13 protein-coding genes are annotated in these 19,663 nt (G+C 53.7%); 10 read left to right on the forward strand and 3 right to left on the reverse strand.

The features are described from left to right. The first annotated feature begins 67 nt into the window (after positions 1–67). The 8 genes from CUN67_RS24255 to CUN67_RS24290 all read left to right on the forward strand — a co-directional run bounded on the left by CUN67_RS24255 (position 68) and on the right by CUN67_RS24290 (position 10,964). Positions 68–1,471 carry a hypothetical protein gene (locus CUN67_RS24255; RefSeq protein WP_208718039.1) on the forward strand — a complete coding sequence of 468 codons (1,404 nt, stop codon included), beginning with the start codon at positions 68–70 and terminating at the stop codon, positions 1,469–1,471. A 119-nt stretch (positions 1,472–1,590) separates the two neighbouring features. Continuing rightward, complete coding sequence (locus tag CUN67_RS24260) at positions 1,591–2,946, forward strand: hypothetical protein (protein WP_208718040.1); 1,356 nt, start codon at positions 1,591–1,593, stop codon at positions 2,944–2,946. Positions 2,947–3,190: 244 nt separating this feature from the next. Next, positions 3,191–3,400 (forward strand): hypothetical protein, encoded by a 210-nt coding sequence (locus tag CUN67_RS24265; protein WP_208718041.1) that lies wholly within the window; start codon positions 3,191–3,193, stop codon positions 3,398–3,400. Positions 3,401–3,457: 57 nt separating this feature from the next. After that, positions 3,458–4,405 carry a hypothetical protein gene (locus tag CUN67_RS24270; protein WP_208718042.1) on the forward strand — a complete coding sequence of 316 codons (948 nt, stop codon included), beginning with the start codon at positions 3,458–3,460 and terminating at the stop codon, positions 4,403–4,405. 9 nt (positions 4,406–4,414) lie between these two features. Then, positions 4,415–6,511 (forward strand): peptidase domain-containing ABC transporter, encoded by a 2,097-nt coding sequence (locus CUN67_RS24275; RefSeq protein WP_208718043.1) that lies wholly within the window; start codon positions 4,415–4,417, stop codon positions 6,509–6,511. Beyond that, entirely contained in the window at positions 6,508–7,641 is a 1,134-nt protein-coding gene (locus tag CUN67_RS24280; RefSeq protein WP_208718044.1) for an efflux RND transporter periplasmic adaptor subunit, read from the forward strand. Before CUN67_RS24275 ends, CUN67_RS24280 begins: the two co-directional genes overlap by 4 nt. Next, positions 7,638–9,581, forward strand: coding sequence for an ABC transporter permease (locus CUN67_RS24285; RefSeq protein WP_208718045.1), 1,944 nt, complete (start codon positions 7,638–7,640; stop codon positions 9,579–9,581). Before CUN67_RS24280 ends, CUN67_RS24285 begins: the two co-directional genes overlap by 4 nt. Before the next feature lie 3 nt (positions 9,582–9,584). Continuing rightward, complete coding sequence (locus CUN67_RS24290; protein WP_208718046.1) at positions 9,585–10,964, forward strand: efflux transporter outer membrane subunit; 1,380 nt, start codon at positions 9,585–9,587, stop codon at positions 10,962–10,964. A gap of 75 nt (positions 10,965–11,039) precedes the next feature. Here CUN67_RS24290 and CUN67_RS24295 read toward each other — a convergent pair whose 3' ends face one another. The 3 genes from CUN67_RS24295 to CUN67_RS24305 form a co-directional block, all read right to left on the reverse strand. Next, positions 11,040–12,326, reverse strand: a complete 1,287-nt coding sequence (locus CUN67_RS24295; RefSeq protein ID WP_208718047.1) for a TcdA/TcdB catalytic glycosyltransferase domain-containing protein — start codon at positions 12,324–12,326, stop codon at positions 11,040–11,042. A gap of 141 nt (positions 12,327–12,467) precedes the next feature. Beyond that, positions 12,468–14,144 carry a scabin-related ADP-ribosyltransferase gene (locus CUN67_RS24300; protein WP_208718048.1) on the reverse strand — a complete coding sequence of 559 codons (1,677 nt, stop codon included), beginning with the start codon at positions 14,142–14,144 and terminating at the stop codon, positions 12,468–12,470. A 159-nt stretch (positions 14,145–14,303) separates the two neighbouring features. Then, complete coding sequence (locus CUN67_RS24305) at positions 14,304–17,090, reverse strand: two component system sensor kinase (protein ID WP_208718049.1); 2,787 nt, start codon at positions 17,088–17,090, stop codon at positions 14,304–14,306. A gap of 159 nt (positions 17,091–17,249) precedes the next feature. Here CUN67_RS24305 and CUN67_RS24310 point away from each other — a divergent pair, with 159 nt between their 5' ends. After that, positions 17,250–17,618: a type III secretion chaperone SycN gene (locus tag CUN67_RS24310; protein WP_208718050.1), complete on the forward strand. Its 369-nt coding sequence runs from the start codon at positions 17,250–17,252 to the stop codon at positions 17,616–17,618. Further along, positions 17,615–19,663 carry an EscV/YscV/HrcV family type III secretion system export apparatus protein gene (locus CUN67_RS24315; RefSeq protein WP_208718051.1) on the forward strand — a complete coding sequence of 683 codons (2,049 nt, stop codon included), beginning with the start codon at positions 17,615–17,617 and terminating at the stop codon, positions 19,661–19,663. Before CUN67_RS24310 ends, CUN67_RS24315 begins: the two co-directional genes overlap by 4 nt.

Below are 19,663 nucleotides of genomic sequence, written 5' to 3' on the forward strand. Positions count from 1 at the left end.
TCCGAAAGAACGTCGGCATAGCGCTGAGTACGATGCTTGCCAACATTCAAAACTTCAGGATTAGCAGATGACCTTAAAGATATCCCCTATTCAAATCCCCCCCACCACCCGATTCGCTGATGCTAAACCCGAAAACATGGGTGATGAGCCGCATCAGCAGATAGAAAAGTTATTAACGCCACAGACGCACCGGGATGGTTTAGCTGAACAGGGTTTCAGCCTCGGGAAAATGTCCGATCAACTCGGGAATATTCTTTATCAGGACACCCATGATCTGGAAACCGGCCTCGGTACCTTTTTACAAGAGGAAAAAAAAGGGTATCTCACTTTAGTCTCTGTGGATGAAAAAGATCATCTTTCTTCTGCAGTAACCATAAAAACAGAAAAGAACGGTGAAATAACGTTTAAGCAATCCACCCTGAACCCGGGCGGGGTACTTTCTGAAACCAGGACGGGCAGTTTAAATAATGCGACTGATAAGCACGATTTACTGCGGACACTAAGTTCAGACCGCTTTGAAGTTCTGTCAGAAGTAAAAACAGATTTCCAGCATGTAGATAATGACATTCAGCCAGGATCCACTGAGCACCCAGCTGTCAGCCCGAAAAAATCCATTCTCAAACGTCAGCAGACGGGCGCAGAACAGCCTTCTCACGCCTCTGAAAAAGTGAAAAAAACCGTCGGATTTTCACCTGATACAGTCACGTTTTCAGAGACAGGGACAGATCGCCCCTATGTTTGCATCGAGAGAAAAGATCAAAAAGTCGTGGGCGCGATAAATACAAAAAATGAGAACATGACTTTTGACAATTGTGAGATTTTTCATAAATCAGGTGCCAATGAAAAAAAACCGGTGCTGAAAACAGACAGCGGTGATTTAAATGTAAGAAACGACAGCTTTGTTCTTGGTAACCTCGCGAGTTCAACCGGAAATATTACTATTGATAATGCCAGGACCAGCAAACACATCATCAACCTCAGTGGCAAGACCCAGCTGCATAACATGAGTCTCTGTTCAGGCACCCTATATACTGATACAGGAAAAATAGAAGTCAGCTTATCCAGCGCGGGCGGAATAATTAATAAACATGGTGAGACTTTACTCAGTATGGCTACCATCAGAAATAATGTTGATGCCGGCACAGGTACACTTGCCATCCATTCCTCGGTCATCCATAAAGATGTCAATTCAGGCAGCTGTGCATTTGCTATCAGTTCATCCAAAGTCAAAGGCACACTTACGGCGCAAAGTGACAATCTGAGGATAGGAAATAAATGTGAAATCAATAATCTGGTTATTAAGAAAGAAGACCCATCTGGCGAATCTTCTGTTCAAAACATCACCCTGGGTGCCGGTACCACGCTGAACACAATTGCATTTGATGCCGACGTTTGCTTTTTAACGCTGGAAAAAAACGCATCCTATACCGGCCCCCTTATACCTGGTCTGGAGATTACCAGGGTTCCCTAAACCAGCTGGTTACAGAAAATATTGTCTCATTTCCGATAACAGGTGCCGAAATCCGAAAGAACGCCTGATGAGAAATGAATACGATAGACACAACCTATTAAGTTCATAAGGATTTTTTTATGTCAGTTAATTTACCTGTATCACAGGCTACCACTTCTCCTTCTTCTTACTCTAACCCGGTTGACACCGCCAGTAAGACTGAGAACCCACATGATCTGATGCGTGACATCATGGGTGTGGGTACAAATGTGAATCGAAGTCAATTATCAGAAATGGGTTTCAATATTAGGGTTATGCCTGAGGAACTCGATATGTTAATCAACAACGCAGAGGTTAGCAATCTCGAAGCCGAACTGTCCGCTTATATGGAAAAGAATGGTATTAACTCCCTCACCTTTATCAATCTGGATGATGACGGTAATATTTCCTCGGTCGTTACGGTCACCAGCGGAAAAAATAGCGAAATTAATTACCAACACTCCTCACTGGATTTTGGTGTCTTGTCCACTCCCACCACCGGCTGTTTGCATAAAGCGGGAGAGGATGATTTATTCCTTGCTCTCCTGCGTTCGGCAAAACCGGGCATACTGAGCAAGGCCGGGGAGGAAGATCATATACCACAAGATACGCCATCGTCTTTCAGCCTCACCAGACAGGAGACGGGGACTTATTCTTATACCGCGGACAAGCTGACAGGAAACAGGGAACGCCCAAACCCTGAAAACGTTGCTCATTCCACTCAAACAAATGCCCCACAGCAGACTCGGCATAAGCCAAAAGTCAATAATTCTGACAGCTCCTCGTCCAGAACCACACACAAAGGCACCCACGACGCGGCTAAAACCAGACAGACCCACAGACAGCAAGCCGGATTTAAAACTAGTTCATCCGAAAATGTAAACAGGACACCACACAGCCTCAGGGAGAGCCTGAAATTTAAAGTTAAAGCCGAAGGAAATACAGTTATTCAGAAACTCCATATTGGAAATGTGATTAACAACACGTTGAATTTCTCAGATGCTCAGATTAACAAGGGTTCTGTTTACAACATAAACCAGACTGTCACCCAAGACAGGGATGGAAACCTGACAACTTCCCAAACCATAAATGGTAAATCCGATGAGGGGCTGAATACAAGCAAACCAAGTAAAACGCGTCCCAGCACAGTAGAAAATGATACCGCCAAGGCTAAAATAGATATAAAGATCGGTGGAAACACCAGGGTGGGCAACCTTAAGTTTGATCCAAAATCTGACGTCACGATCGAGATGGGTGAGAATTCTTCTATTAGTCACGAATTACATGAAGGTGTGAAATTTCGACAGTCTTCGAAACCTGACGTATACGAATTTGATACACCGGAAGGCCCCGTTCAACACACAATCGGAGATAACATTACAAACGAAATAGGACCCATTTTTGGCAACGGAAGCGATGTTGTGATGGGCAAAGTCACGCAAAAATTAAGTTCATAATTCAATAGGATAGAAGCACGGATGACGAAAACCGACTCCGTGCTTTCTCTGAATCCTTTTTTTCCACACCCGCCACAGGGATTACCTCAGCGTAATAATTATTTAATTACTCTGATAGTACTCTGAACTCATCTCTTTATTCGTTGTGGCACCCGCTTGTTTCCATTGAAATATCCCCCGTGATGCCAACCCTCTGGACGTACATCACATTTGCTATTTTTTTAATATTAATGGGGAAATATCCATGTATAGCGTGTTATCACAACTGCAAGCGCAGGAAATTACCGGCGGCAATGATCTGATTTATAAATGCTGGGACAGCCGCGGTAATGAGTACTGGTCATCCATTCCTAACTCAGAAGGTTGCCTGAACAGCCAGACGGGGCAGATGGAGTACGGCACCTCAGGACAGCCGAAAAAAGGAGAAGGCAGCCCCGGTAACCGCGGTAAATAACCTGCAGGCCGACGGCGGATTGTCGTCGGCCTTTTATCATGGCAACAGAAGGCAGCTATGACCGCGTTTTCTTCCCTGCGCTTTTTACTCATTACCCTCCGGGTAAGTATCGCCTGGCATCACAGGCAGTTTTCCTGTTGGCTGGGCAGACGGCTGTGGCGCAGCCGTCTGCTGCGTCTCCCGGCGTTAACCGGCGTGCTGGTCCGGTTGCTGGAAACACACATGCGCCTGAAATCTGGCTGCCGCACGCAGCAAATGCGCGCAGACATTAACGTCAGGCGCACCGCTGGCGACAGGTGCCGGGTGAGTTATTACCGGCAATGGTCGGAAAAACGTCTGCTGGATAACGCGCTTTATCACAACGATGCCCGGTTGCTGGCGCAGCTGCATGCCTGTGGTGCCGAGCTGACGGACTACCTGCGTCGGCATACCGACCCAAACCGTCCGGTGATCCTGTCACCGCTGCATATGGTGTCGGATGTGCTGGCAAGCGTTTTGTGCGCACTGATTAATCCCGGTGAGACGCTGGTGATTTCAACCCATGCTGATGACACGCTCGGTAACAACGAAGCGCAGTCGTTAGAAGCGATGGGCGTGCGGCTTAAAAAGCTCAACCCGCTCGCCAGTGATGGTCCGGCGCTGAAAGCGCTGCTGCGCAACGTCAGGTCACGCCAGAGCCAGCTGGTGATTTTTGCCGATGCACCACCGGAAGTGACTCTGCGCCTGACGCGCAAAGCCATGCGCTGCGATGATTATTTACTCTTTGGCCGCCCCGCCAGATTGCACGCAGGTGTCAGTGAACTGGCCCGCCTCAGCAATGCACAAGTGGTGTTTTTCGGCCTGCACCAGCAACACCGTCGTCTGCAGCTGGCATGCTTTGGCGTCGCGGATGCCAGCAACTTAAAACACGCGCTACCCCATGCCATCGAACAGGCATTGTCCCGTCATCCTGAATCCTGGCTGCTGTGGCATAGCCCTTCTTTTTTTTACTTCAATGCTAAGTAAGCGGCCGTTATGAAGAACAAGACCCGCAAGACCTTCATCCCAGAGATGGTTTTTCAGCAGGAAACCGCCGAGTGCGGCCTGGCCTGTATCAGTATGTTTGCTGCGGCATTGGGACAGCAGGAGGATCTCCCCAGCCTGCGCGCACGCTTTCCCCTCACCAGCGCGGGTGCCTCGCTGCACCAGCTGACGGATATTCTCGGCCAGCTCAATATTAACGTGCTGCCGATCCGCTTTGATGTGAAAGAGATGGAAGCGCTGCCGTTACCGGCTATTTTGCATTTTGGTGGTAACCATTTTGTGTTTATCGCCGCACGCAAAGGGCGTTACGTCCACCTGTTTAATCCTGCTTCTGGCGAGGCGGTGTACCGGCTGGATACCTTACTGGAACACTTCACCGGCTACGCGATCATTGCCGATTATTCCAGCCAGGTGACGGCGGCTCCTGCGGAAGTACGCCCGCGACGCAGACCGTTGCTACCCGGGGTGCAGATCCCCTTTCGCTGGCGCATCTTTACCGGTTCGCTGCTGGTCGGGATGCTGGCTTTTTTGCAGCCCCTGCTGTTTTCCCGCGTACTGGATAAAGGGGCCTTTCCGCAGAATTTTGGTCTCTGGACACCTTTTATCGTCGTTACCCTGGCGGTGGTTCTCTCAGCATTGCTCGATCTGGGGCTGGTGCGGCTGGGCATCGCGCAGCAACGCAGCCTGTCGCGCAATTATATCCCTGGCCTGTTTAATCAGCTGCTGCAAAAACCGATGACCTGGTTTGAACAGCGTTCCGCTGCCGATATGAATCAGCGGTTCTCTTCGCTGGCCCGCATTCTGGTGCAACGCGGCGGCCTGCTTAACACGCTGTGGATAGCCTTGCTGACCACCCTGCTTTCCACCATCGCCATGTTCTGGCTGCATCCGTTGCTGGGATCTCTGGCACTGCTGGTGATCCTGATTTATGGCGCGATCAGCAGCTGGTACAGCAGCCAGCGTGAGGCATTACACCACGCCACGGAGAACTTATCAGGGGAATATCAGGCATTTACCTATGAAACCCTGAATTGCATTGGGCTGGTTAAATCGGCGGGTCTGCAACATGAACGCTGCGCAAAGTTCGCGCAGAAAAACGAAAACCTGCTCAACAGCGTGACGCAACTGCAATGGCTAAGCGCCAGACAATCACGCAGTTATCAGTTGCTCGCCAGCCTGGAAAATATTGCCATGCTGGGCGTGGCGATGTATCTGTTTGCCCAGCAGGCGCTGACCGTGGGTCAGCTGTTCGCCTTTGTGATGTTTAAACAGCTGGCACTGGGGGCCGCCACCCGCTTTTATATGGCGTGGATTCAGGTGAGAGAAAGCCGGGTGATGGTACAACGCGCGCAGGAGCTGCTACCCGAGGCAACGCCCGCGTCCCCCACAACTTCAGCCAGACGGCACTTCTCGGCATTACGCTGTGAAAATTTCAGCTTTGCTTACACGCCAGGCCGACCGGTTTTTACCCGCTCAGACCTTCAGTTCCAGGCCGGGGAAAAAATCGCCGTCATCGGTCTCTCCGGCAGCGGAAAGAGTTCGCTGCTGAAAGTGCTGTGCGGCTGGTATCAGCCACAGCAGGGGCAGCTCACGGTGGATGGGGAGACCGGCAACTGGGCGGATTTGCAGCAGCTGGCTTTTTATCAGCGCAGCGAAGACACCCTGTTGCAGGCCAGCGTGCTGGACAATGTTCTGTTGTTTAACCAACGGGGCAAGAGCGGCCAGGCGATACAACTTCTCCACCAGCTGGATCTCGAAGCCTGTATCGCGGCACTGCCACATGGTCATCGCAGCCAGATCTCCCACCGCAATCCGTTACTTTCAGCCGGGCAGCAACAGCGTCTGATGCTGGCGCGAGCACTGTGCAGCGACAAGCCGTTGTTACTGTTAGACGAACCGACCGCCAACCTCGATAAACAGGCCGCCACCCGCGCTATCGATGCCATCCTGGCGAGCGAGAAAACGATTCTGGTGGCGCTGCATGACAGGCAGCTGGCCCAGCGTTTTGACCGGGTGATTAGGTTGCAGGACGGCAAGTTGCAGGTGATGTCAGGTGATGCCTGCGCCATGGGAGAGCGGCCAGCATGAGGCTGCGGAAAACGCTGTTCAGCGTCGGGTTACTGCTGGCCGTGATCGGCACGGCTCTGGGATGGCGCTTGATGGTGCATCAGGACGCACCGCTCACCACCGCGCCAGTCATGCAAAAGGACCTCGAACATCAGGTGCTGGCCAGCGGCACCCTGTCACTGGCGAAACAGGTGAATATTGGTGCGCAGGTCAACGGACAAATCACGGCGTTGCATGCCAGACCGGGCGATCAGGTCAAAAAAGGCGATTTGCTGGTTGAGATCGATCCTGTCTTGCAGGAAAACGCGCTGCGTAAAGCGCAGGCCAGCCTGAACAGCACGGCGGCACAACTTACCCTGCGCAGGCAGCAGGTTAAACATCTGGCACGGATTCTCCAGCGGCAAAAAATCCTGCGCGCTGCCGAGGGGGTGTCGCAGGCCGATGTTGAACGCGCCGAAATGGATCTCATCACCGCACGCCAGGAAGTGGCGGTGCTGGAAAGCCAGCGGCAACAGGCTCTGGTGGAAGTCGACAGCGCCAAAGCCAATATCCGCTACACACGGATCACCGCGCCGATGGATGGAACGGTACTCAGCAATGTCGCACAGGTGGGGCAAACCATCGTCTCCGCTCAGGCGGCACCGATATTAATGGTGCTGGGTGATCTCCATAGCCTGCTGGTCAAAGCAAAAATCTCTGAGGCCGATATTACTCAGGTCGCGGCAGGACAACCGGTGTGGTTCACGGTGGCCGCTCAGCCCGATAAGAAATATGCCGCACAGCTCGACCTGATCGCAGCCTTGCCCGAGAGCGCCACCGCTGGCGCGGGGACGGCTCCTGCCCTCGCCGGTCACAGTGACGAAGCGGTTTATTATCACGCCACCTTCCAGGTGGATAACCACGATGGTCAGTTACGTCCCGCCATGCATGCTCAGGTACGGATTATCACGCAACGTATCGCTGATGCGTTAGTCATCCCGCTGGCAGCCCTCGGCGCCAGGCTGGAAGAACAACGCTTTGAGGTGCAGGTTGCCGACAGCCGGGGGAAATCACAGCCGCGTCAGGTCACGGTGGGGTTGATTAATGGTAATGACGTACAAATTGTCGCTGGCCTGGCAGCAGGCGAACGCGTGGTGATCCCGGCATTATGAAAACCACGATAGCCAACGAACCCCCGTTGCTGCAGTTATGCGCGGTGGCAAAACATTATGGTGACGACGATAACCGCACCACGGCATTAAGCCAGATTTCTCTCAGTATCCAGCGCGGTGAAATGGTGGCCCTGATGGGACCTTCCGGTTCCGGCAAATCCACCCTGTTGAATATCCTGGGGTGTCTCGACGCTGTCAGCGCGGGAAGCTACCTCATTGAAGGGCGTGATACTCAGCATTTGTCGGCTGACGAGCTGGCGTGGCTACGGCGTAAATATTTCGGCTTTGTCTTTCAGCGTTACCAGTTAATCACGCGCCAGAGCGCCAGCGATAACGTCGCTCTGCCCGCCATCTATGCCGGGTTACCCCGTGCACAGCGCCAGCAACGGGCACAGGCACTGCTGGCCCGGCTGGGGCTGTCGGGACGTGAACACGCCCTGCCCGGCCAGCTCTCCGGCGGGCAGCAGCAGCGGGTCAGCATTGCCCGCGCGCTGACCAACGGTGGTGAGGTGATCCTTGCCGATGAGCCAACCGGCGCGCTGGACAGGCAAACCGGGGCAGAAGTGATGGCCATCCTGCGCGATTTACAACGCCAGGGTCACACCGTGATTATCGTGACCCATGATGCCAGCGTGGCAGCCTTAGCCGATCGCGTTATCCGTATCTGTGATGGCGCGATGGTCGCCGATGAGCGTAGCGCCCCGCCCGGTAATCCGCCGCGCTTAAATCCCCCCCAGCCTGCCACACTCTCCCGTCTCGACGCATGGTATGAAGCATGGCGCATGGCACTGGCGGCGCTTCGGGGTCAGCCGCTGCGGGCCGCATTGACCATGCTGGGCATCGTGATTGGCATCACTGCGGTGTCCTGCATGGTCGGGCTTGGCCAGGGCGCCAGGGAGCGGGTGGTCGCCGATATCAAAGCGATGGGGTATAACACCTTCACCCTGTATCCGGGCAGCGGCTGGGGAGATCGGCAGGCACGCTTTCTCACTACGCTGACGGCGCAGGATGCTGCGCTGTTGCGCACGTTTCAGGGCATCGAGCAGGTGTCACCGCTGATCAACACCTCCGCTGTGCTGCAAAACGGTCGCCGCCAGATCCAGACGCAATTGCTGGGCGTCAGCGAACATTATTTCGCCCTGAACGGTAAACAGGCTAACCAGGGGGCGTTATTCACCGCAGAAGATGTGCGGCGCAGCCATCCGTCGGTGGTGATTGATGAGAATACCCGCCGTGCGCTGTTCGACCCGCTCGATAATCCCGTCGGTAAAACCCTGCAGATTAATGATGTGATGACCACGGTGGCCGGCATCATCCCGAACGATAGCTTCCAGAAGAATGCGGTGGTCTATCTCCCCTTCAGCGTGTTGCAGATGCGCCAGCGGGTACGGCGGGATGTCGATGCCATCATGTATAAAGTCAGCGATGGCGCAGATACGGCGCTGATCAGCGCCCGCGTTACCCAGGCGGTGACACTCTGGCACGGCAAACAGGATTTTTTCATTTTCTCTGCGGAAGAGGTCACCAAAGCGGTAGAAAAATCCGCCGCGACGCTGACACTGCTGGTGCTGACCATTGCGTTTATCGCGCTGTTGATTGGCGGAATTGGCGTGATGAATATGATGCTGGTTTCCGTCACCGAGCGCACGCATGAGATTGGGGTACGCCTGGCGCTGGGGGCCAGGCAGCGCGATATCCTGCAACAATTTCTTAGCGAAGCATTAGTGGTTTGCAGCGCCGGAGGTCTGATTGGTGTGCTGCTTTCCGCCCTGATTAGTCAGTTCTCCCCGCTGTTATTCGATGAAATCCCCCTGCTGTTCTCACCGCTGTCCGTGGCGGTGGCGGTGATGTGCTCAATGGCAACCGGCCTGGTGTTCGGTTATGTCCCTGCACAGCGGGCGGCCCGGCTTCATCCCGTCGTTGCACTCAGCAGGGAATAACTGATGCAGAAGAAACTCACCTGGCTTTACGCCCTTGGCCTGCTGGCCGGTTGTCAGCAGTCATCCGTACCGGATGTGGACAGCGTCAAAAAGCAGCTGGAGATGCCGACATCATGGCAGCATGGGCAATCTGCCGCGCAACCCTCATCATCCGGGCAGCAAGCCTGGTGGACAACCTTTAACGATCCGCAACTCAATAAGTTGGTGGCGGCGCTGCTGGCGCGTAACAACAACCTGGCGGCGGCGGTTTACCGCCTGCATGAAGCGGAGCTGAATGCCGGTCTGGCCGATAGCCAGCTGCTGCCTGATGTCTCTGCGGGTCTGGATGGTGCGGTGGGTAAGCAGGTCAATACCGGGCAGCCGAGCCGACGCGCTTACAGCGGTAACCTGTCGCTGCGCTATGAGCTGGATATCTGGCAGAAGATCGCCGCCAGCCGCGATATGGCGCACTGGGAAGCCACTGCCACCGGTTTCGATCTGGCCGCTGCCCGCCTCAGACTCACGGGCAGCGCGCTGGAGTTATACTGGCGGCAACAGTATCTGCTGGAGCGGCTGCAACTGGAGCAGCGTAACGCGGATGCTCTCGCCCGGCTGCATCAGATTGCCCGTGTCCGTTTTCGTCTGGGTGAAGGCAGCAGGCTGGAAGTGCTACAGGCGGAGCAGGATCAGCTCTGGCAACAGCAACAGCAATCTCAGCTGCGCTATCTGCAGCAGGAGAACCTGCGGGCGCTGGCGATTCTGTTTAATCAGGCTCCCACAGCCCCACTCCCCTGCACCATTGCCCCGGCCAGTAAGCTGACGCTGACGCCACTGACAGCCCCCTTACCGGCATCGATCCTCGCCAGACGCCCTGACTTGCAGGCAGCGGAGTACCGGCTGCGCCTGAAGCTGACCAATATTGGCGTCACGCAGCAAAGTTTTTATCCCACTCTGGTATTAAACAGCAACCTGAGTTCTGGCGGCGGGCGTGATCTGATGAAAGTCCTGCACGACCCTGTCGGCACGGTGGGTGGCGCGATCCTCTTCCCCTTTTTGCATTTCAATGAGATGCGCTTAAAGACCCGCGTCGCTGAAGATCAATATTCTCAGTCTGTAGCGCTGTTTAAGGACGCATTTTATACCGCGCTGAAGGAGGTCGAAGATGCGCTGGCCTCACGTCAGCGTTATTACGAGGAGCAACTCAGTCTGCAACGCGCGGAGGAAATGGCTGAACATACCCTTACCCTCGCGGAACTGGCCTGGCAGACCGGGCAGCTTTCCCTGAAAGAGGTGCTGACACAACGCCAGGCGCTGGCCAGGCAGCAGCAACAGCTGGCGGAAAATCGAATGAATCGCAACCTGGCAGAGATGAAACTGTGGCAGGCGTTGGGTGGTGGGGGTTAATGCGTTGCCGCAATTAGCCGGATATCTGACCACAGAGCCGGACAATCGCCCGGCTCTGTACTTTATGTCTTACCTTCAGGAACTGCTGCGTCTGGATTTCAGCGTCGATATATTTTTATAAGATTCTGCATAAGCATCCACATCCTTTCTCCAGTGCCGCGAGAGCGGTTCATTCATCTTTTTCATGCGTTCATCACGCGTCAGCTCATGGTCAGTGAACACCATACAATCATTAGACTTAGCTCTCCAGTCACTGGATTGTGACATGTATATATCCCACTCTTTTTGTTTCTGGTCCAACCCCTCTTTACTCATTTCTTCCGTCAGAATCTTATGTTGTTTAAGCAGCGATGCTTTTGTTGGATGCATATCATGATCGGTATGATGTCCAAATATCATATTACCGCAACCTATTGGATTCGCTTCAGGCCACCAGCCTTCTTTAAAAACATCGATGCCAGTCATACTCATGGTGCCCTGAATGCGTCCTGATTTTGTTGTCCTTTTTACATCCCAGACATCAGCCGCTTCAAAACGTCTTTTTCTTTCGAATGTGAACATATCATTAAAAGCGTAAAAGGAATCGTCAGTTTTTCTTGGCAGGCAGGTATAATTTTCGTTAATAGTCTGAAGTGCCGCAAACAACGCAGGACTCTGTTTTATCGCTGTAATGATCGGGTTGCCATAGGTTAATATTCCACTCGTTCCTGGCTGATAAGGGTTATATATCGGACACTCGAATTTACCCGTCATATAAACATCAACATCAAAGTAGGTTCCGCCGAACTGGTATAAAGCGGCAAGCCGGGTAATATCTGACGCCGCCGCCTGATTATTAAAACATCCCGATGTCTCCCTGGCCCATCCGGCAGAGACCCCAGCCCCGATACCAGAAAAAAGCTCACGAGGATCAGTCGTTTGAAGAAAAAGGCATCCATCTGATCTATCGCTAAAGTTAAAGGCCAGATAGCGGTATTCCGCATTTTCACCATTTAACATCTTATCCAAAGTACGGTTAATCGATGCCGGACGGGTAGTCCAAATCTTCACTGCAAAATCAGGGTTGAGTCGCTTAAAATTCAGAATATTAAAAAGGTGTTTTTCAGATATATTTTTCCCTTCCCACACGAAATGGGCTATTTTGGGGATGGTTATCTTACCGGGCTGCCCTTGTTCTCCGATAACCGCTGAACCTGAAGCGCCGCTGAGACACGAAATATTAGAATGTAAATCGGACATTGTCACATTACTAATAAACGCCATGTTCGATGGCGCATTGAAAGCAGATCCGGCATTTGACAGGGTTAAAGATGAAGAAGTAATCGGGATAGAAGTATTTGAAACAAAGCCTGTTTGAGTCATTATTTTCATCCTCTGAAGGGTATAAGACTATTTATCGGTAATGATGCAATGGTCACTAGAATGACCGAAAATATCCTCTCTGATTTTAAGATTTTTATGGCGAACATGAGAACACCCTGGGTGTTCTCATATTATTGGCTATCACCTTGCCGAATCAGCGCTGAAATCCAGCCCCGCGATCAACGCACCACACGCTTTCCCGGTTTCACTGGTCGATTCAAACCGGATGGTATAATCCTGATCCGCCCCTGTGGGTTTAAAAGCCAGAGAAACGGTATGCCACTGCGGATCCATCCAGCCTGAGGATGCTGGCTTTTTCTGCGCAACACCGATGTTAAACTCTTTATCGGCTACAACCTGCAAAGAGCCTTTGTCGATAATGCTTACCCTGACGCGCTGATCGCCCGCATAACGCGTGTCCGGATAGCCATTGCGCGCATCGGTACACCAGGTTTGTGGGTTATTCCCGAGCCGGAAAGCAATCTGATTCCACCGCCCGCTGTTACTGGCGAGGCTGTCACTTCTGAAGTCCTGTTCGATATATCCGGGCGAACCCGGTCCATATTTGCTGCTACGGTAGTCATGCAGGTCAATGGCCTGTGCCGCGGTGTTCAGCAATTTACGCCTGTCGCTCAGTGCGGCCAGCGACTCTGATACCAGCGTGACATTGCCCGCAGTCCATGCACCATATTTTCCATTTAACGCCTGCCGGGTATTTCCTGCCAACGCCGGACCTGCCACAAATTCGGTGTCCTGCAATGAGGTTTTTTGAAAGCTGCTGCATCCTTGCAGCTGAGGCGTGTCGGCATAGGATTCTGACGCCGATATGACGATGCGGCGGTTAGCCTGCATGCTGGGAGAGACCATCAGACAGGTGGCGCTGGTTAACCATTTATCCATGTCGTATACGCGCCAGCGAACATGCAAAGGATGACCCGCTTTATCATAAGCCTCTATTTTTGCTGACATCTGATCAGGCAGACGATAAATGCCATCCTCGTGAAATTGGCCGTCAACCTTCAGAATGATATCGGCAAACTGATTGCCGGTAGTGGTCACCATGATTTCCTGCTGATTTTCCGGCAAGGGCTGGTAACGATGGTAGTTGATATTGTCTTTATATCCGGAGGGGAAGGTGCTGCCTGGCACTTCATTTAAATACGCACCACGGATATAACCGGTCTGGATCCCTCCCAGCATGGCCACTTCCTCCCAGACGGCGCCAGCAGACATGCCATAAGATCCGTTAACATCCACGCCTCCCGGTGGGTCGAGAACATAAGCCGCCGGCTCCCGGTCACCCTCGGCGGCAGCGCCAAAAACCATCGCCACGCCAGGACGATAGGATGTGCTGGTCAGCGCCGATTGATGATTCGATCCTGGCGTGAGGAGGAGTGGCGGTGACCAGTCCTCGCTGGCCGCCGCACTGTCTGGCTCATTGGGAATCAGACCCACGGTAAAAATGCGTGCGACGTTGGTACTGACATCACCACGAAATAACCAGCGATGATCGGTACGTAATACTGTTTTCTGAAACTGGCCATTTTTTGCATTATCCCGCTCCAGGTTCATCGGGTTAACACAATAGGTTGTGGTGCTGAGTTTCCAGTTCTGATACCACTTTTCCTGGCGAATTTCTGCGCTCGCCCAGTCAGGATCGCTATCAGCCTGAGGCAGGCAATGCGGGGGAACATCTTTGTTATCGATGCCATACGTTGCTGGAACTGTCTGTGCGGTAGCAGACATACTGGCACAGGCCGTCATGACCAGCACTGACAGTGGATTCCGCCATAAGCGGAGGCGTTTGATTGCGGACATAAAATTTCCCTTTTAATAATCCGTGTGCTTGCAGCGTCCACAATGTTAAGCGATATGCAGCAGAATAATTTGATACAACTCATTAATATTATGAGGTTTCACATCAAAATCCTGGTATATCCTCCGGAATGGGATAGTGATCCCATCCTGCGCTTCTCGCTATGCGCTTTTCACCATTTCTATTTCATCACTGATCAGCGCGATAAACGCATCCAGCCGTCCCCGCTCCGGCCAACGCCCGGCGCGTAAATCCGTCTCAAGCAATTCTGCCGAACGATAAAGTTCCGGCATATTACACAGCCCGGCGCTGCCTTTGATGGTGTGCATCATATCCGTGAGTTCTTCCGACTGATGATTTTGCCAGGCGTGATTCAGCTCCTGAATAAAACTGCGGAAGGTGACGGCGACTTTGGCGCGTAACTCCTCATCCTGGGTCAAATCCACCAGCGGTTTGTAGAGGGCGGCGTTGGGGGTCAACTCCCTGCCCTGACTAAGCTGGGTCACCATCACTTTTTCCAGTGCATTGAGCAGCTTTGCCATCTCAAAGGGTTTGGTCAGAAAACCCACCATGCCGCATTCTCTGGCCCGCTCGCGTTCGCTTTTCAGGGCATCGGCAGTCAGGGCGATCACCGGGGTTTCTGCGTCAAGAATGTTCCAGTGCGGATCGCGCCAGTTACGCGTGGTGGTGTAACCGTCCATCTCCGGCATCCGCAGATCCATCAATACCAGATCATAGACATGCTGCTGACCGCGTTTAAGCGCCTCTTTACCGGATGCCGCCGTTTCCGCTTCGTGCCCGAGATGACGCAGGGTCTTCTGAATGATGTCGCGGTTGACGGCATTATCATCCACCACCAGGATCTTCAGCATCCACGGGCTGACCATCATAGGTTTGTCGCTGGGTTCGGTGAAATGTTCCCCCTGTAGCAACATCGCCAGCAGGCGATACAAACGGCCCGGCTGGAACACCAGCGCCGGTGAAGTGAGCGCGGGGTCCTCGCCGGCAAAGGCGGTTAATCCCCACATTTCCAGCTGCTCGTGCAACGCTTCCGGCGCTTTCACCGAACCGGTAAAGGGTTCCAGTGGCTTGCCACCCTGCTGGATCGGCAGCAGCAGCGTGAAGCAGGATCCTTTACCCGGCTGGCTGGTGAGCTGAATCTCGCCACCCATCGATTGCGCCAGCATCGCCGAAATGGTCAACCCCAGACCATTCCCCCCGGAATGTTCGCTCACCCGCGCAAAAGGACGGAAAATTTCCTGTTGCTGGTTTGCTGCGATCCCTTCGCCACTGTCTTTCACCGCAAACACCAGCAATGATTTGCGTCGTTCAACGCGCAAATGCACATAACCCTGATGGGTAAACTTGATGGCATTACCCAACAGGTTAATTAAAATTTGTTTAACCCGGATACGGCTCAGCTCCAGATCCAGCGGCACACCCGCAGCAACGATGCAGGTCAGCGCCAGGCCTTTCTCCTCAGCGCGTAAATGTACCGTGGTCATGACCTTGTCGAGCATCGGCAGCAGGTCAACCTGTTCCGTCGAAAGCTCCAGCTGCCCGGTTTCAATGTGGTTGTAATCCAGCAGGTTGTTAATCAGAGACAACAAGTAGTCGGACGAGGTGCGCGCGGTTTGCACCAGATCGCGCTGTGCCGGGGTCAGATCCGAGTGATGCAGCAATTCCAGTGCCCCCACCACGCTGTTCATCGGTGTGCGGATTTCATGGCTGGCGCTGGCGATATGCTCGCTTTTGCGCTTACTCATCTCTTCAGCAATATCCGTCGCCTGCTTCAGCATACTGGTCCGTTCCTGCACCCGGCTTTCCAGCGTACTGGAGTTGGCTTTCAGAATGCTGAGCATCCGGTTATAGGCCTTGGCAATCCGTCCCAGTTCGTCTTTGCGCCCTTCGGGCAGCGCCAGCGTCCAGTCGAGAAAACTGTGTCTTTCGATCACCCTCATTAAATGCCGCAGCGGCATGCCAAGCAGGCGATCAAGCCCCCAGTAAAGCAGGAACAATAATAACAGCAGCGCCAGGAGCACCGGCGGCAGCGTCCACAGCTGGCTGCCCAGCGCACTCAGCGCCACCTGACGTTCCGGGTAGCGCACCACCATCCACCACGGCGGCCCGGTAAAATCTTCGCAGGCGAAATGGTAGTTACCCACCTCAACCTGCCCTTGTGACTGGCAACGTGACATGGCCTCGAAGGGAAACTCGCCCACCGGAATGGCTTTTTCAAAGGTGGCAAGCGGCAGGAATTGATCGTTCTCGCCCAGCATGGCAAAGCGGATGTCGTGCTGTAGTTCATGGTTAAGCATCGGCATACGCCAGACCTGCACATCCATCCCCACTACCACGCCGGTACGCGGATCGCGGGTGGTCAGTGGCACATACAGCTGGCCAGTATCTTCACGCCGGAAAGGGGTGCCCCAGTGGAAGCCCGCCTCGCTTAACCCGGTGCTTTCGGCCAGTAAGGTATGAGCGCGTTGCAGACTCGCCTGTTCTGAGGTTCCTGCTGACTGGAAATACGCCATCCCCTGCTGGGGCAGCAGAATAAAAGCCTCTTCCCCCATCTCTTCACTGGAGTGTCCAAACAGCTCCACCAGCGCCAGCGCTTTTTGTTGCTGCTCAGGATTGATTCTGGCGTCAGGTAACGGGATGAACACCGCATGCTGCGGAACAACCGCCAGATTGCTGCGATCCGGCGTGGAGAGCCACAAATCCAGCAGCGTACTCAGGGTACGTTGCGCTTGCAGGTAATGATTACTCTCGCGGCTCACCGACGCGCTGAGTTCAACCTGCAGATCATTTTTGATGGTGTTGCGCGCCGTGGCGTAGCGGGAATAGAAATTGACCGATTCGATAATGAGCCAGAACAGCGCAATGGCGCATCCCAGCAAAACAATGATTTGCCTGAGCAGAGATGAGCGCAACCTGAAATGTTTCATATGTTCTTCCGGCAAGCCCGCTGGCTTGTATTACCCATAGCTTAGCTCAGGGTTCAGGTGTTCACCCGATAGTGCCCGACGCCAACTTTCCCGATCATAGCCGCACTCTGGTCAATGTCACCAGGCTCCTTCAATCCCACACCAATTCAGAGAGATCGGATGGAATTACAAACCGAACGGCGGCTGGAACAGTTCCTGCAATTAGCCGAACTCCCCGCATCGCAGATTTCGTCACGGATGGAGTTCGTTATGCAGCCCTTCCGACTCTATATCGAATGTCTTGACCGGCATATTTTACTGACGCTGGGGCAGGAAGTGGAACCCGCTTATCAGACGCAGATTCTCAGAAAATCCCTCAAAGCCTGTCATCCGGCGCGAACTCAGGGTTCGCCGGTGCGTGCCTGGCAAATGCGTGGACAACAAATGCTGAGCTGCTCCCCGCTGAAGGAGAGTGGCGTCAATCACTGGCTGGCGTGTCTGAACAGTTTACGTCGCCTGCTGGAGATGCTTAACGGAGGCCAGCGATGAATCAGATGGCAAGAAAATGGCTGCTTATTATTGCAGGCCGCCAGGACGTGATGCTGGCGGCAATGCTGCTGCTGGCGGTATTTATGATGATCATTCCGCTACCCACCGGGTTAGTGGATTTTATGATTGCCGTGAACCTGACGATTTCCGTCATCCTGATGATGATGGCGCTGTACATCAAAAATCCGCTGGAGTTCGCGACCTTTCCCTCGGTGCTGTTGATCACCACGCTGTACCGTCTGGCGTTAACCATCAGTACCACGCGTCTGATCCTGTTGCAGGCTGACGCGGGCGACATCGTTTACACCTTTGGTGCCTTCGCCGTTGGCGGCAATCTCGGTGTCGGTCTGATTGTATTCCTGATCATCACCATCGTGCAGTTCATCGTTATCACCAAAGGTTCAGAGCGTGTGGCTGAAGTCGGCGCTCGCTTTTCACTGGATGCGATGCCCGGTAAGCAGATGAGTATCGATGGTGACCTGCGTGCCGGTTCGATTGATGCCGCTGAAGCCAGCCGTCTGCGTGGTCTTGTTCAGAAGGAGAGCCAGCTGTACGGTGCGATGGATGGTGCGATGAAGTTCGTTAAAGGCGACGCCATCGCGGGCATCATCATCATTCTGGTGAACATCTTTGGCGGAACCGCTATCGGCGTGATGTCGCGTGGCATGAGTGCCAGTGAGGCGATGTCGGTCTATGCCATTCTGTCGATTGGTGACGGTCTGGTCAGTCAGATCCCGGCACTGCTGATCTCGATTACCGCCGGTATTATCGTGACCCGCGTCGCGGGTGAAGACAAACTCAACCTTGCGGGCGATCTGTCGAAACAGCTGGGTCGCCAGACCCAGGCGATTACCCTGGCGGCGGTGGTGTTGCTGGTGTTTGCCATGATCCCTGGTTTTCCCGCCATCTACTTTATTATGCTGGCTGCCGGGCTGCTCGGGCTGACCTTCTGGTTCAAAAAGCGCAACAAAGCTGCGGGTGAGTCAGGCGGTAAGGCCGCTACCGTGGGTGAAGACGGTGGCACGGAAGGTCGCACCATGACACCAGGTGCAACGCCATTGATGCTGCATCTTTCCTCTGATTTAGCCGCCTCCGCTAAGCTGGCCGCCAAAGTGGATGCCTTTCGTTTCAGCAAATTTGAGAAGCTGGGTATTCCGTTACCCGACATCCAGATACAGCGCGATCCGGGGCTGGAAGACGGCACCATGAAGGTGATGCTGTATCAGGAACCGGTGCTGACCGTCGCGATCCCCAAAGGATTGCTGCTGGCCGATATCACTTCCGCGACACTTTCGCAGGCTGAACAACGCGTAAGGCTGCCCTTTGGTTCACTGGATCTACAGTGGATTGCCCCTGACGAAAAAGAAACCCTGCGGGCGCTGGGGACAACGTTGTATGAGGACGATGACCGTCTGATTCACTGCCTGTCGCTGCTGATTGACAGGCATGCCGGGGATTTCGTCGGCGTGCAGGAAACACGCTTCCTGATGGACGCAATGGAGGGCAAATATTCCGACCTGGTGAAGGAAGTACAACGCCAGCTCCCCATTGGCCGCATTGCCGACGTCCTGCAACGTCTGGTAGCGGAAGGGGTATCCATCCGCGATTTACGTACCATCTTTGAAGCCCTGATCGAATGGGCGCCGCGTGAGAAAGATCCGATTATGTTGGTGGAATACGTGCGTATTGGTTTACGTCGCCATCTGCTGACCCGCTTCCAGGCAGGACAGCCCTGGATTAGCGGCTGGACCATTGGCGACAACATCGAACATATGATCCGTGAGGCCATCAGGCAGACTTTCGCCGGTTCCTACTCTTCGCTGGATCCGGAACTTAATCAGGCGATCCTCGAAAGCATTCGTGAGTCGGTGGGTGAGGGTGATCGTAAAAACCACGTTCTGTTCACCGCCATTGATGTGCGCCGTTTCCTGCGTAAGGTGATTGAACGCGAATTCTACAATTTGCAGGTCCTTTCCTTCCAGGAAGTGGGTGAAGAGACCGAATTGCGCATTATCAGTAACATCGACCTGATAGGTGAGTACTGA

This window comes from Pantoea cypripedii, assembly GCF_011395035.1.
GTDB classification, from domain to species: Bacteria; Pseudomonadota; Gammaproteobacteria; order Enterobacterales; family Enterobacteriaceae; genus Pantoea; species Pantoea cypripedii_A.

Excerpts from the sequence above, each read along its gene's own strand:
- CUN67_RS24315 (WP_208718051.1), top strand. The coding sequence starts at position 17,615 with ATGAATCAGATGGCAAGAAAATGGCTGCTTATTATTGCAGGCCGCCAG.
- CUN67_RS24280 (WP_208718044.1), top strand. The coding sequence starts at position 6,508 with ATGAGGCTGCGGAAAACGCTGTTCAGCGTCGGGTTACTGCTGGCCGTG.
- CUN67_RS24305 (WP_208718049.1), bottom strand. The coding sequence starts at position 17,090 with ATGAAACATTTCAGGTTGCGCTCATCTCTGCTCAGGCAAATCATTGTT.
- CUN67_RS24300 (WP_208718048.1), bottom strand. The coding sequence starts at position 14,144 with ATGTCCGCAATCAAACGCCTCCGCTTATGGCGGAATCCACTGTCAGTG.
- CUN67_RS24270 (WP_208718042.1), top strand. The coding sequence starts at position 3,458 with ATGACCGCGTTTTCTTCCCTGCGCTTTTTACTCATTACCCTCCGGGTA.
- CUN67_RS24295 (WP_208718047.1), bottom strand. The coding sequence starts at position 12,326 with ATGACTCAAACAGGCTTTGTTTCAAATACTTCTATCCCGATTACTTCT.
- CUN67_RS24265 (WP_208718041.1), top strand. The coding sequence starts at position 3,191 with ATGTATAGCGTGTTATCACAACTGCAAGCGCAGGAAATTACCGGCGGC.
- CUN67_RS24260 (WP_208718040.1), top strand. The coding sequence starts at position 1,591 with ATGTCAGTTAATTTACCTGTATCACAGGCTACCACTTCTCCTTCTTCT.
- CUN67_RS24310 (WP_208718050.1), top strand. The coding sequence starts at position 17,250 with ATGGAATTACAAACCGAACGGCGGCTGGAACAGTTCCTGCAATTAGCC.
- CUN67_RS24275 (WP_208718043.1), top strand. The coding sequence starts at position 4,415 with ATGAAGAACAAGACCCGCAAGACCTTCATCCCAGAGATGGTTTTTCAG.
- CUN67_RS24290 (WP_208718046.1), top strand. The coding sequence starts at position 9,585 with ATGCAGAAGAAACTCACCTGGCTTTACGCCCTTGGCCTGCTGGCCGGT.
- CUN67_RS24255 (WP_208718039.1), top strand. The coding sequence starts at position 68 with ATGACCTTAAAGATATCCCCTATTCAAATCCCCCCCACCACCCGATTC.
- CUN67_RS24285 (WP_208718045.1), top strand. The coding sequence starts at position 7,638 with ATGAAAACCACGATAGCCAACGAACCCCCGTTGCTGCAGTTATGCGCG.